General features: G+C 43.1%; 9 protein-coding genes. 2 read left to right on the plus strand and 7 right to left on the minus strand.

Going from position 1 to position 14,368, the window contains the following annotated elements; translation table 11 throughout:
* Positions 1 to 55 precede the first annotated feature (55 nt).
* From addA to addB, 5 genes are all read right to left on the minus strand, one after another.
* Positions 56 to 3,757: a helicase-exonuclease AddAB subunit AddA gene (gene addA / locus AWB54_RS11445; protein WP_061214741.1), complete on the minus strand. Its 3,702-nt coding sequence runs from the start codon at positions 3,755 to 3,757 to the stop codon at positions 56 to 58.
* Between the two features lie 10 nt (positions 3,758 to 3,767).
* Positions 3,768 to 4,895 (minus strand): alpha/beta fold hydrolase, encoded by a 1,128-nt coding sequence (locus AWB54_RS11450; RefSeq protein ID WP_061214742.1) that lies wholly within the window; start codon positions 4,893 to 4,895, stop codon positions 3,768 to 3,770.
* A gap of 36 nt (positions 4,896 to 4,931) precedes the next feature.
* The gene (locus AWB54_RS11455) at positions 4,932 to 6,704 is read right to left on the minus strand and encodes a long-chain-acyl-CoA synthetase (protein WP_061214743.1); all 1,773 of its coding nucleotides are present in this window, start codon (positions 6,702 to 6,704) and stop codon (positions 4,932 to 4,934) included.
* 271 nt (positions 6,705 to 6,975) lie between these two features.
* Positions 6,976 to 8,259 (minus strand): hypothetical protein, encoded by a 1,284-nt coding sequence (locus AWB54_RS11460; RefSeq protein ID WP_061214744.1) that lies wholly within the window; start codon positions 8,257 to 8,259, stop codon positions 6,976 to 6,978.
* An 87-nt stretch (positions 8,260 to 8,346) separates the two neighbouring features.
* Positions 8,347 to 11,730: a helicase-exonuclease AddAB subunit AddB gene (gene addB, locus AWB54_RS11465; RefSeq protein ID WP_061214745.1), complete on the minus strand. Its 3,384-nt coding sequence runs from the start codon at positions 11,728 to 11,730 to the stop codon at positions 8,347 to 8,349.
* 503 nt (positions 11,731 to 12,233) lie between these two features.
* Between addB and AWB54_RS11470 the strand changes: the two genes are divergently transcribed.
* The gene (locus AWB54_RS11470; RefSeq protein WP_061214746.1) at positions 12,234 to 12,476 is read left to right on the plus strand and encodes a hypothetical protein; all 243 of its coding nucleotides are present in this window, start codon (positions 12,234 to 12,236) and stop codon (positions 12,474 to 12,476) included.
* A 7-nt stretch (positions 12,477 to 12,483) separates the two neighbouring features.
* Here the strand turns inward: AWB54_RS11470 and AWB54_RS11475 are convergent, their stop codons facing one another.
* On the minus strand, positions 12,484 to 12,927 hold the full coding sequence (locus tag AWB54_RS11475) for a DMT family transporter (protein ID WP_082736185.1): 444 nt from the start codon (positions 12,925 to 12,927) through the stop codon (positions 12,484 to 12,486).
* 136 nt (positions 12,928 to 13,063) lie between these two features.
* A complete protein-coding gene (locus AWB54_RS11480; RefSeq protein ID WP_082736186.1) occupies positions 13,064 to 13,777 on the minus strand; it encodes a ZIP family metal transporter in 714 nt (237 codons plus the stop codon).
* Positions 13,778 to 13,962: 185 nt separating this feature from the next.
* On the opposite strand from AWB54_RS11480, the gene AWB54_RS11485 reads away from it, so the two are divergent.
* On the plus strand, positions 13,963 to 14,334 hold the full coding sequence (locus AWB54_RS11485; protein ID WP_061214747.1) for a TIGR04086 family membrane protein: 372 nt from the start codon (positions 13,963 to 13,965) through the stop codon (positions 14,332 to 14,334).
* The last annotated feature ends 34 nt before the right edge of the window (positions 14,335 to 14,368 follow it).

The following is a 14,368-nucleotide window of genomic DNA, read 5'->3' on the forward strand; positions in this document are numbered from 1 at the left end:
TATGCAAACTAATGCATAATTATTACTTTTTGCAGTGGAATCATCAGTTATTCATCTAGACTCTGATTGCACGGTTCAAGTCAAAAAAGTAGAGATAAGACTCCTTGACCCTATGACCGGTAATTCTCTCCAACGCTTTCTTGTAGAGCTTGAGTTGTACCTGGTAAGGAGCTAAGATTTCCTCCTCACTTTTATGGTGAACGATATCACTTTTAAAATCGAGCAAAACAATATCTTCGCCCTCATAAAAATACAGGTCTATAATCCCCTGAATCAGAAGTTCTTCCTGGCTTTCCGTGGCAGGAAAAACCTCGTTGGCTGGAGTAAGCAGATTGAAAGGCGCTTCCCGAAATAGCCGTTTTGCTTGTAATACCCTTTGTCCCAGCTTCGCTTGGAAGAATCGCCATATTTTATTAACCTCAACCACGGCAAGTTGTTCCGGGGTTAAGATTTCCCTTTCCACCATCTCGCCCAATTGTTGTTTAATACTATCCTCCCGGCTAACTCGCCTGTAATCAATATTTTGCATTACCAAATGGACAATGATGCCTTTATCAACCGGGCTAAACTTCGTTTTCTGGCCTTCTTCTCCGCTTAGAAAAGCAGGAACCCGGGTTAGAAAAGTATCTGCTCCATCCTCCAAATAGCCGCTGCTAATCTGGCTGACCTGGCTTACGGATATTTTGGCCGGAATCTTTTCTGCTTCCTGGTAAGGATATTTCCAGTTCAAGCGCTTTCTAATTTCTTCATTTTCGGCAGAAGGGCATGGATAGCCCCCTTGTTCTAATAGTCTCTCCCATTCATGCTTTTCTTCCTTTTTCCTTTTTTCCTCGGCGCTTAACTGCCAGGGACTGATAAGCTGAACTTTCCACCTGGATTCATCTTCCCATAGTATTTCTCTATCCCAATCTCCTCCGGCTATTTCTCGCAGGTACTGCCCCTCTTCCTTATGCCGCATAATAATAGGGATAAGCCAATCCAGAAAACTCCTGGCCCGGGACTGGTTATAGGAGTTTACTGCCTGGCTCCATCTTCGCCATGCACTTTCCAACTGGCGGGTAGTTCCCACCATAATTAACTTTTCTTGAGGTCGGGTACAAGCCACATAGAGTATCCTCATTTCCTCAGCCAGGTTCTCCAATTTTATCCGGTTCTTAATGGCCAGGCGGGCAATGGTATCGTGATAGGTTCTAAGCTGGGTATTGATATAACGGGGGCCTATTCCCAGCTTCCGGTGCAGCAGAACATTTTCATTGCTATCCCTTATATTAAAATTTTTTCCCAATCCACCCAGAATAACCACCGGGAACTCCAAGCCCTTGCTCTTGTGGATGCTCATAATGCGTACTACATTATCGTTCTCTCCAATAATGCAGGCATTCCCCATATCACTCCCACTGGACTTGATTTTTTCTATGTACTTTATGAAACTAAACAAGCCTTTAAAAGAACTCTTTTGGAATTCCCGCGCCCGGTGCAGCAGAATTCTAAGGTTGGCCTGGCGCTGCACCCCCCCGGGCATAGCCCCGGCATAGTAATAATAAGCGGTATCCATTAAGAGCTTCCCCATAAATTCATCCAATGCCATGATGCGAGACTCTAATTCCCACTCCTTTAGGCGCTGTATGAAGAATACTAATCTATCCTTCAAGTCATCATTATTCTCTTCCATATAGATTTCCATGGCCTCATAAAAAGAACAGGATTGTTTTTCACGGCGGGGAATCAGCCTGGTCCTGATTTTAATAAAATCTTCTATACTGAATCCACCTATGGGTGAGCGCATCACGCTCAGAAGAGCTATGTCCTGTCTTTTATTATCAATTAAGCGCAAAAGGTTTATAAACAAATTCAACTCTATAGTATCAAAATAACCCGAACTGGCATCAGCATAAACCGGTATGCCTTCCGAGCTTAACTGTTCCATGAATATCCCGGCAGAGTTTCGAGTAGCTCGCAGCAATATTACCATATCCCGGTATTCTATTTTTCTCCTGCATTGCAGTTTAGGGTCATAAATATCTTTCTCCAAGAGCTGTCTGATCTTTTGGGCAATTAAGAGGGCTTCCATTTCCGTATTATCCATTTCAATTATGCGTTCAATAAACTCATTTTCCGCTTCACCCGGGATTTCTCGTTCTTCTGTTTCATTCTCCTCCAACCTGGCAATAAGATCCGGGTTGTTTTCCAGTATATAGATCTCCACCCTACTGGCTGTATTCTCTTTCTCCTTTCCTTCCTGGCTGGATGGATCATCTATTTCTTCGTATTTTAGCTTAGTGTTAAGCCCGGGATAGAGATAGGATTTTTCATCATAATCAATTTCCCCCAGTTCTTGGGACATTAAATGGCGGAAAAGATAATTGACGGCGTTTAGTATTTCAGGATGACTGCGAAAATTCTTGTTAAGATCAACCCTTCTGTTCACGCTGCCATCTTGCAAGGGGTAAGAATTTTGTTTCTCCAAAAACAAAGAGGGATCAGCCAATCGAAAGCGATAGATGCTCTGCTTGACATCCCCCACCATAAAGAGGTTATCTTCTTTTTTGATATAATTTAGAATAGTCTCCTGTACCAGATTACTATCCTGGTATTCATCAATGAATATGTAACTATAATAATCCCGGTATTCTCGAGCTACTGCTTCGTTACTCAGGATCTGCAAAGCCAAATGCTCCAGGTCATTAAAATCGACTATTCCTTTCTCTCTTTTCTTTTCCTGGTAAATTTCCGCAAAACTTTGTATGATCTCCCCCAGGTACTTCATTATGGGGTAGATTTCATTTAAATCCTGCAGGTATTCCAGCGGATCACGGCCCAACAAACTATTTATAGCGTTAAGTATTTTTTTGCTTTCATCCCGGAGAATCTTTACTTGATTCTTAAGGTTTTCATCCACATCCCGGTAAACCCTCCCCAGGCGGGTAAAACTGAGCTGCTGCAGGCAGGAATATAGGGCAGGCAGGCCCTGATCCGCTGCCTTTAGCAAAAGCGCCACCCATTTCTGATCATTTTCAATAGCTTCAAGATATCCCCAGGGTCCATCGGCTTTATTGCAGAGCTTGAGGGCCTGATTTAAAATATCCTGGGCAGCAGATAGTTCTATCTTTATTTGTTGGCTAAGCTCACTGGCCCAGGGATTTTCCGCCCAATTATCTTCACCCAGAGCCAGATTATCAATTTTCTCCTCTAACCAGCTGAACGGCTGGGGATGACTCTGAATAAAGCTGTGTAAGCGTAATATAAGGGCTTCCAGCGGTTTATCGTCTTTATTGCCGCCGAACACCTCCACCAGATCCCCAAAACCATCATTCCCCTTTTCGTACTCCCCATCCAAAAGCTCTTCCAGGGCTTCCATCTTAATCAATTCAGTCTCAGTACTATCGGCAATTCTGAAATGAGGGTCAATATTAACCAGGTGAAAATGCTGCCGTACTACATCGCTGCAGAAGGCATGAATGGTACTGATGGAGGAGCGATTTAATAAATAGAGTTGCCTTCTGAGATGCCCGTCTTCTCTTCCTTTCTCCAGTTCTTTAAAAAAGGCGGCGTTGATTCTTTCGCGCATCTCTCCGGCCGCCGCCTGGGTAAAAGTTACTATAAGCATGCGATCGATATCAATTCGATCACGAAGAACAAGTTGAATTATCCGTTCCACCAGAACCGTAGTTTTTCCCGAACCGGCGGCGGCTGCTACCAGGAGATTGCTATTGCGCGCATTTATTGCTTCTTCCTGTTCTATTGTCCAATGGGCCATATTTTCACCCCTAAATGGCCAGCTTAAGCACTTCGTTTACCGCAGTCCAGTCCTCCCGCAGAGATTCGGTACCCATCAAAGTCCCGATATGTCCTCCCTCGGTTAGTATCTCGATTACATCCGCAGCCGGGGTAGAGATATAGTTCTTAAGAGCAAAGGCCTGCTCAGGAGGAGTAATATGGTCTTTCTTCCCGGCCATTATGATTACCGGGCAGCTGATATTTCTTAAATCCACCGGACGGCCATCAAGCTGAAAACTGTCTGGCTTGGTGAGATTATTCTCTTTGAATATGTTTTTTACAATCTCCAGATAAAAACGTCCGGGAAGATTTTGCGTATACTGATACCAGTTTTCAAAGTGTATAAAACGCTTAATTCCATCTTCATCGCCCTCTTTGATCATCTGCCAGAGACGAAAATACTTGCGCACATAATGCTCTTCCGGCTGCATGCTCTTAAAACCCTGTAAAATATATTTACCCTGCATTACCCCACCGCCGGAATTAACCATAAAGCGAAAAACATCAATGGACAGCTTTTGGGCATATTCCACTATAGGGGAGGATTTGGCATTAACATCTATCGGAGCTGCCGCTGATACCAGCGTGGAAATCTTATCTGGAAAAAGAGATGTATAAATACTGGCCTGCCAACCGCCTTGACATTGCCCCACCAGGTGAATTTTGTAAACCCCGGTTCTTTTTCTTACTTCTTCCACCGCTTCATCGGTCAACCTTATATAATCTTCAATTCCCAGATCTTTATACTCAGTAGTAGCGGATAACCACTGGGTAACATAAACATCATAGCCATAGCGGTGAAATACCCGAACCAGACTCTGGGCCGGGGAATAATCGGCCAGGTTGGAATGGTGTCCAGCTTGAGGCGGTAAAATCAATACCGGCCTTTTAGCCGAACTCTCATATTTGTTGGGGAAATGCCGCAAGCACAAGGTATTATGTACTAATATGATATTGTTAGGGGTAGACCAGTTAGTAAAAGGCTTTTCCAACTCTATCAATATATCCATATATCTTTTTAACCTGGGGTCAAATAAAGATATATACTCCTTGCTCTGAAGTATTTTGAGGAAAACATTATAGCGGCTGTAACGATCAATTTCTTCCATCCAATTCATTTTTCGCCCTCCCCATAATAGTTGTTTCAACGTAGCTTATAAGCGGATTTTGCCATCCTTAATATCCTGATATTTTTCTGTAGTTAAAGTAAGATAAGCATTACGCTTAAGATCGAAATAGTAAAGAGGATCTCTGACTAGCGTTGGGTTAAAGCCTTCCTCCTGTAGTTGCCGCCTTTTTTTCCGAAACAACCTGGGGTCTACATGAGCACAAATACGGATAAATACCGGGCGGGCATGGTCAGGCATTCTGCGATTGATATGATCCACTAGATTATCCCAATCCAGAGGTACATCATCCAACAATTGCAGAGCGGCCATCCCACAGTTTCCCTCCATGCCGGGAACCTTTACTCCATAAACAAAGGCTTCTTCAATACTACCAAAGAATTTATTTATAACATCTGCCACCTGATTAGCAGAAACGGTTTTACTTTTCCAACGGTAAGTATCACCCAAACGATCAACAAAGGATATATAATCTCCATCATGAAGTTTTACCAAATCACCCGTGTTAAAGTATTCATCCCCTATTTGCAGCACATCGCGGACAATTCTGGCTTCACTCATCTCACTATCATTAACATAGCCCCCAAATGGGTTATTGGCATTTATTTCCGAAAGAACGAGTCCAATCTCACCCGGCTTACAGATTACTGCCAATCCTTTATCATCTCGAGTTATCCTTTCACTGTCGTAGTCATACTTTACCACTTCTCCCTGCCGCATAGCTCTCAGATTAAGATTGCCGCACATACCGGGGATCTCATCCTCATTGATGTAGGTTCCTACGCCTTCAGAAGTTCCATAAGCCTCAACAATCTTCTTAATTCCAAAACGCTGCTGCAGTTGCTGCAGAAGATCGCCCCGGGTATTGACCCCAACAATATATTCCAAAGGGTTATCCAAATCATCGGCTTCTTCCGGCTGATTGCAAAGGTAACGCAACATTTCCCCCACCGCCATAAAATGCGTAACCTTATAGCGGCGAATATCCGGCCAGAAATTGCTCAACGAGAAACGTGGCTTTATTACCATACTGGCACCAGCTGCCAGCATACTGGAAAAGCAGATATTAAATCCCATATTGTAAAAGAAGGGAATGACTAAATAAATAATAGAATTCTGATTCATATTAGTCAGCATAGTAAACTGCTGTCCCATAAGCAGCCATCTTTTTTGTGAAAGCATCACTGTTTTGCGCAGTCCACTGCTCCCAGCAGTCTCCATATATATTATTATATCTTCACTGCTTGATTTTCCGGTGCTTTCCGGATTATGGGCAGGGCAACCGGACAGTAGTTGATTCAAGTCTTCAGCAGCAGGCGGCAAGGTAATATTCTGCTCCCCGGTTTCCACCAGGATCCGTCCCGGAGTTCTCAGCCGGATTCCATTGCTCACCGACTGGTAGAGTTCCAGAAATTCATGGCCAACGATAAGCGCTCGGGACTCGCTGACATTAATGGCATGAGCCAGCCGTTCCCCGCGAATAACCGTATTTACCAGATTAACTATTACACCCAATTTATTTAAACCACTGGCCGCCATCAGATACTCCGGCCGGTTATCCATCAGTAATGAAACCACATCACCCTTTTTAAATCCCTCTTGCTGAAAGAAATGAGCATAACGATTGGCCATCTGGTTAAATTGCTCATAGCTGATATAGCGGTCACCATAGATCAGGGCAGTTTTTTCGCCTTGCTGGGCGGCCCAGTTCTCCAATTGCCAACCCAGGGATAATGCCTGCGGTTTCTTCAAGCTCTCGATTATATTTAAATGCATAGCCTCAAAATCGTTATGGTTCAATTTTTCTGTTCCTCCCACTTATTCATAATCAATCTAAAATTTATTCCACTGCTAAAAGATTTACAAAGACAAGCAAAGGATGTAGGGAACGACCCCCGTGTCCTTCCGAAGCAGGTGCAACAACCCCGATAGCGACAGCCGCAGGGTGGAGCATCAGGCGTACCCACAGGACGCTGGAGCGGTATATTTATACAAGCCAATGAATATTAATAACTTTTTGCAGTAGAATCATTTATATATTTATATGCATAAAATAAGGTTTTTAATGGAATCAAGCGTTGTTTTGGCTTTCCTTAATAATCTGGTAGTAATAAGTGAAGTTATCTTCATTTTTCCAATAATTTGCCATCATAAAATAGCTGAACAGGGCCAGATCCTTCTCCGCTGGAGAGGCAGGTTTAAATAGTGAGTAGAAATTATTCACGCATGCCTGCCAGTCACTGTCCTGTTCCGAAAAATTAGGAAACTGAGCGCTGAACATATCTCCATAACACTCCAATGAGCTTGCCTTTAGCAACTTCCAAACCGCCAGGAAGGCCACTTCATTTTTTATCTCCGGCTTCTGCACCAAAGATTCATAAAATGGAAGGAAGGAATCTTCAAAAAAGGTCTTAACCTGAGGAGATACCTCTATTTCTTCCTCATATGGAGCTAAAATTTTTACATAGGCGTTGCTTCTCTTTTTTTCCATCAAGTATTCCAAATCCCAATAGCTGTCAGGGTTAAGTAAAACTGCCTCCCCTTTTTCTTTTATAAATTTACCGGCTAACTCCTTCACCTCGGAATCAGTTTTCAATGCCTGGTAGTGTTCTTCAATTTGCTGGTTAAAAACCTGCCAGAGCTGTTGAACTGATTTCATCTTATTCTCCAGGTATTTAGCGTAATGCTCTTCAAAAAGTTTTTCCACCTGACCCGCCTGGGCCTCATTACTCATAAAAGTAACAATTTCCCAGGATTCTCTTTTCAAATCCGATACCCGGTGCACAGAAATCCATCGTGAATAACCCAAAATATCCGTGGGCAAAACTACGGTATGATAATAATAGCCACTATCTAGTTCATCCAGATGCAGGATAAAATTCTTGCCATTGTAGGAAATAAAATTCATTTCTTTCTGGGCTAGAAGCAGGGTACCATAGTTATAGTTCCTAACATCTCTGTTTCTGGTAAACTCGATCAGGGCCACATTTTTTAATTCGCTTATTTCTTCAAATTCAGTTTTCCTCTTCCTTAATTCACTGGCCCCGTCCTTGAAGAATTTGTACCTTATCAATACCCGGTAAGCATCTTCCCGGTTGATAATAACGGTTTCCGTTTGCTCGCCATCCGGATAAACAATGTTAATATCCAGAATATCCTGATGCCCTTTCTCCTTTCGATCCAAGCGCAGCATAGTCAAACTATCAAACTTATAGCTTATACCACTAAGTTTCGCTGCGGGTGCTCTAAGATATAATTCATCAGTAAACAGATCAATAATGACCTTGAATCCCTTAAAACTACTATCAGATATTCCACTAAAACTTACAATTTTATCATGCTTTGCTGGCTTCATCTCCATTCCCCCATTGAAAGATTAATAGCTAGATATTTCCACCTCTGATATTTAAACATTCTATCACAAGTGTTTTTTATTGCCCATCTATCCCTGGTTGTTTTCTTCCATAAGATATGTTAACACTTCTTCCCGACTCATAGGCTTAAGGTATCTCCAATTGTTGTCCGAAAATAGCCGGTCAAACTGGCATATAGAGGGATAAGAACAATAGGTGCAAGCCAGTCGTCTACGAGTATAAACTGGTTCTATTCTTATCTGCCCATTAACCATCTCTTGTCCAATTCTCTTAAGCAATCGCTCTACATGTTTCAGCAAAGCCAAGAATTCCTTAAGGGGCAACACCGATGAAAAACGGTAGAATTCATCCTTGGTGCTTAATCCCAGTGGCAAGACTGTAGAGTAACCATTCACTTCACGATCCATCTGGCGAACAATTTTAGCATCAGCCAGAACCAGGCCTTTTAATTTTAGCTTTTTCGCAATCTCCTTTTCCACTACTTCCACAATCTTTTCTTCGCTGTTAATCATAGGGTCATCTATCTTAAAATAGAAAACCCCCGCTGGCACGGCTGGCTTCTTCCCCATTTGCTCCCAGGCTGTCAACAGCGCTTTTAAATACACCATTAACTGCAAGGATAAGCCGTAAAAAACCTCGGAAAGATGAAAATCCTGTTGGCCTGACTTGTAGTCCAAAATTCTAACATAACAGCTCTCTTCTAATTCTAACAAATCAACCCGGTCTATTCTTCCTTCCAAAATAATTTTTTCTCCGTTTTCTAAATCTATTTCAACCGCGGGAAGCATTCCTCCCCGGCCAAAAGCAACCTCATAATCCCAGGGCTTAAAATCGCCTTGCTGAATATGTTCCGTCAAGATCCATACAGCACGCCGGCTTATTCTTTTCAATCTATTCAATAAATACTGGTAGCGCGGATGGCTGTTAAATATCCCCTGGCCAAAGCTCGGGGCTATTTCATCCACTACCGCATCGATAATAGCATGGCAGTCCTCTTTACTCAGTTCCGGCCATTTCTGCTTATTCTCCCGAAGTTTATGACTGAAGCGTAAAAGACTATCATGAAATAATAACCCCAGGTCCGGACTATTGAGTTCATAATTCTTTCTTTCCTGCGGCTGTAGACCGTAGCGAACGAAATGGGCAAAGGGACAACTTACAAACTGCTCCAAGCGAGAAACACTGGAGCGAAGCGGTGTGCCAAAAAGACGCCGTGATAATTGGGGTTCGAGGGGTTCAGGCTGATTATGATGGAAGAGCCCTTGGAGCAGCAGTTCTCTCGAGCCTTGCCATCTTTCCTGCTCAAAATACCAGCGGTAAACATCCCACCAGATATCCTCCAATTCTTTCCCATCCAAACCCAAACGCAACTTTTCCACCATATGTTTAAAGCTGCTTTCCGGAGTAGCAATCATCTGCAGTTGCCACTGGCGATCCTCCAAGAGATTAGTCTTTAATGATAAGGAGGGGAAGATCATTCTTAGCTGATCGATCAAAAGTGAAGGACGTAATGCCCTCCCCTCTTCATCCGCCAGGGCATAGCTAAAGTAGATTCTTTCAGCCGGTTTGGCCAGCGCAGTGTAAATCAAAAAACGCTCTTCTTCCCAGTTCATTTCTCGTTCATAGCCCAGATCCAGTCCTTTTTCTTGCAATGCTTCCTTTTCTGTTTCACTTAAAATTCCTTCTTCACGTCCCAATGAAGGCAGTATCCCATCATTGACGCCAATTACATAGAGACATTTAATATCATGGCTTTTGGAACGCTGTATATCACCAAGCAAAACTTGATCAATTGTGGTGGGAATTATTTTAATTTCTAAAGATAAAAAGCCGGCTTCCAGTATCCTCTTGAATTCCTTAAGATTTACTTTTTGCTCGCCCATTATCTCCGCCATTTGCTTTAAGATTTCTATCATAGCATTCCACAGCTGCGAGCTTTCACTGGCTTCTTCGAGAAACCCCCTGGCCATTAAATCATTGGTCCATTTCTCTAATTTTGAGTAAATGTTTTCTCTCTCCAGAAATACAAAGAGGGCCTGAGCCATTTCTCTTATTGTGTTATTTCCCTTCAGCATAACGCCAAGGTCTTCGAGCGGTTTAATAAACAGGAGTCGCTTCTGGTTTAATTCGATAAGGCTTTCTGCATCACCATATGAGAAATCTTCCTTCCATTTACCACCTTTGATTCCGTATTCCCAAGAATAGTTTTCCAATATTTCCACTTCATCTACACTTAAATCGCTGAAACCGCTTTTGAGATAAGCAAAAACATCTTCATAACGGTATCCTCGGCTGAGGATTTCCAGAGCAGCAAGAATCAACTCAATAATGGGATGGCTCATGATATCCCGTTTTCTGTCCATGAAACAGGGTATGCCATAATCACGAAAGGTCCTTCTTATCAAGCTTCCATAGCGATCCATATCATGACAGACCACCGCCATGTCTTTCCAGCGGTAGCCCTGGCGCGCTAAAAGCAAAAGTTCCGCAGCCAGGGCCTCAACTTCACTATTTATATTAGTAGCAGCGAATAATTCAATATTCTGCGGCTTTTTAGCAAATATTCTCCCCGGGTAGGCAAAGAGCTCTGCCTCCAGGTGGTTTATCTCCGGACTCTTCAACATCTCAGCCGGACGAGAATCTACCCAGATTAATTCTTCCTGCAAGTTGTTTTTTCGTACCATATCACGGATCTGCCTGTAGCTGCGCGCTGGTAGTTGGAATAAATCCAGATCAGCTTTTTTGGTATCCGGATCAAGAGTAAAGCAAATAGTAGTATCATAGGCCATTACCATAATCTTTTCTATAATTCTGAGGGTTTGGGGGGCAAAGGTAGTAAAACCATCAATCCAAACTCTGGCGTTTTTGAGCAAGGTATAGTGTTCTAATTTTTCCATTAAAAGTTCCATATAGTCTTCACTATCAATGTATCGCCCTTCCATATACTGATTAAAACGTTGGTATATTATGCTTATATCCTTTAATTTCTGCTTAATAATCTGATCCGGTATTTCTTCAAAAGCAGCCTCCAATTGCAAATCCTCGGGGCGGATATTGCGCTGTTTAAAATCGGCCATTAGCTGGCTGAACTGCTTTATAAACCCCTCCTGACGGATTGCCTTTTTATACAAACCCAATTCCGGGCCGCATTCATCGACAATTCGTCTTAAGACCATAATCTTTCCCTGTTCATTGAGAAAAACCCGGGTTAAGCCCCCTACCCGGCTAAAGACATTCTGAGCCAGGCGAGTAAAACTTAAAACCTCCAGGCGCATAATACCCGGCAAGCGCAGTTGACTAATCACATCCCTTTCGGCTTGCAGCGTATATTGTTCAGGAACCAGCAAAATCAAAGCCTGCTCCTTGTCGCTCCGCAAAGCCGTCTCCATTTCCCGGTAAACTAAATGGCTTTTGCCTTTTCCTGCCCTTCCCAGTATGTATCTTATGGCCATTTGCCCACCTCTTTAGTGTTTATCCGCTGCTTCTCCGCAAAAAGGTATAACGAGGTGAAATATGTACCCCGCCTCCTTAATAGTGAGCGAAGCGAACATCAGTGGTGCCCGCAGGGTGCTTCTTTAAACGGTCAGATTCCTGTTTACAAAACAGGCAGCGGGTTCTAATACTCCGCCTCGTTGCAGCGCTGTGTTGGAACTGCTCCACAGTTTCTTCCGGTGCTTAAAGAGAAACTTCCACGCTCTTAAGCGTAAATCCTCTTTATTAGTCGTCAGGCGTCGGTCGTCAGAAGGGAAGGAGGTTATCGTCAGGAGTCAGGCGTCGGGAGGGGAATGGGGTTATTTCATGCCCCAGTTTATGATACAAGCGCATACTAACTCACTTTTCATCGATGCTTGTGGTCCCTGGGTCATGGGTGGTTAGTATATAATAGAAGAAGCATGCGCTAGAAATGTAAGTAAGCAGTGAGGGGTAATAAAACAGCTGGGGGGGAGGTGTTTTGGTGAATACAGGGCTATGGCTGTTGCTAATTGGTGTACTCTTAGTAGGCTTGGCTTATTTTTCATATAAACGAGCCGAAAGCAGCCTGTTAACCTTAAAGAAAGAAGATCTGGTAAGCTATTATCTGGAACTGGCCCTTCGCCTTTTGCCGTTTCCTTTTTGGACACTCCTTCTGGGCATTCTACTAATCTTGGCAGGATTAGTAGTGCTATTGGTCAATCTCTCCAGAGGTTTCTTCTACTAAATTGAATTTACTCCATGAGTAGAATCCGGGCTCCGGCCGCCAGTAAAGCCACACCGAGAAGATCGAGATAATGAAATTCATACTTCTTCATACCGAAAGCACCCAGGTTATCAATACACACTGCTGTTAAAACCTGGGTTATTATTATGGCGGTCGTGGCATTTCCTACTCCAATCTGGGGAATAGCTCGCACCAGAGCGTAGATTATCAATACATTAAGAAAACCGCCCAAAAAGGCATACCAGGGAACGCTGTTCAGCTTGCCCAGGTTGCTAAAACCAGTACTTAAACCCAACATTATCAGCAGAACAGTCATTGTTCCTACCAGGTGTACTATCAGAGTTGATTCCCAGATACCCACTACCTTGCCCAGGGCAGCATTAAAAGTTCCCTGCAGGGCCATGGCTGCACCGGAAAGAGCCGCCAACGAAAGATATAACCACTTTGCCAAATCCTTGTCTCCTCTGCTTTTTCCCTTATTATCCTTATTTGCAGCTCTTTTTATTCTTTTGTTCGGTTCTTAAACCGTAATAAAACTATCTTTTCTAAAATGGACAAAAAAAGTTTCCCGTGGTACATTTTTAGATTTAGAGAAAAGTAGCGGCGGCAATAATCAGCAAGCCAAGGAGAAATCCTTGAACGCGGCTCTTTTTATCCTTGCTCCCAGCCTGCGGCCAAAGGTAAAAAAGAACCAGAAAAACCATTACCCCTGAAGCCAAGCCTAACAGGAAAGCCAATACTTCTGGAACAATCTTTACTAAACCCTGACCGGTTAGTGTCCCTAAAGGAGTAATCAGCGAAACCAGAAAAACTCGAAGAAATATTTTTAATCGTTTCATACCCCCCATTAGCAAAGGAGCAGCAATAGCCATTCCTTCTGGTATATTGTGTATCCCTATGGCCAGAGCAATTACCATTCCAGTCCTAACTTTCATTTCGCTTCCCAAAGCAATGGCCATTCCCTCTGGAAGATCATGGAGAGCAATGCCCAACATTATTAAGTAACCCAACCTTAAAAGACCTTCATTCTCTGCCTGCCGGGACAGTAGCATTATATGTAAAAGAGCTAGAACCAGCAGGCCTACAACAAAACCCAGGCCAGCTTCTATTGCATTGACCAGCAAAGCAGATGGCAACATATCCATACACACTACCGCAATCATTACACCCGCTGCCAAACCGAGAAAAAGCCCCAGACTGCTATTGCTCCATTTTCTTTTGGCAAACAAGGCCATGGAGCCAAGCAGAGTACATCCTCCAGCCAAAATGCTCATTAAATAGAGAGCTTTAACGGCTATCACCCTTCCCCTAAAAAACCTAATTGCTAATGTTTATTAAAGCTGCCAGGTAATTTAGAAGAGTGATTAAAAAATGTAGGGTGAGGCGTAAAGAAGCAAAAAGAATGTCCCCATGCTTCCCCGGAAGTTTTTCTTGTCATAATTTCCCGGGCTCTTACATATTTTTCAAGCATAGGAGGTGTTTACTTATGAATAGAATCCTGTCGGTAGAATTGCGGGCTATTACTAAAGCAGTTCTCTTTTCTCTGGTGCTTGGACTTGTTTCCGCTTTTGTGATTTATTTCAGCAGTTTGAGTGAAGAATTACTTCCGGCACTGGGAAAAGGCATACTCATTTTGAGCATTTTTTTGGCTGCCTGCCAGGTGAGCAAGCATTATGGAAGTAAAGGACTTATACGCGGCTTAAGCATAGGGATGGTTTTTTTCATTATAATGCTCATTGCCACCTTTATTTTTAACCCGTCCCTAATAGCTCTTAAAACCTTTGTCTACACCCTCCTGCTTTGTTTACTGGCTGGAGGTTTGGGTGGAATACTGGGTATAGGGCTAAATGGGAATTGAGAAGGAGTAGAACAAGCTACTCCTTTACTTACTT

It is taken from the genome of Syntrophomonas wolfei subsp. methylbutyratica, from assembly GCF_001570625.1.
GTDB lineage: Bacteria > Bacillota > Syntrophomonadia > Syntrophomonadales > Syntrophomonadaceae > Syntrophomonas > Syntrophomonas methylbutyratica.

What these genes read in the sequence shown, in the direction of transcription:
- addA (WP_061214741.1), bottom strand. Translation starts at nt 3,757, where the DNA reads ATGGCCCATTGGACAATAGAACAGGAAGAAGCAATAAATGCGCGCAAT.
- AWB54_RS11450 (WP_061214742.1), bottom strand. Translation starts at nt 4,895, where the DNA reads ATGAATTGGATGGAAGAAATTGATCGTTACAGCCGCTATAATGTTTTC.
- AWB54_RS11460 (WP_061214744.1), bottom strand. Translation starts at nt 8,259, where the DNA reads ATGAAGCCAGCAAAGCATGATAAAATTGTAAGTTTTAGTGGAATATCT.
- addB (WP_061214745.1), bottom strand. Translation starts at nt 11,730, where the DNA reads ATGGCCATAAGATACATACTGGGAAGGGCAGGAAAAGGCAAAAGCCAT.
- AWB54_RS11485 (WP_061214747.1), top strand. Translation starts at nt 13,963, where the DNA reads ATGAATAGAATCCTGTCGGTAGAATTGCGGGCTATTACTAAAGCAGTT.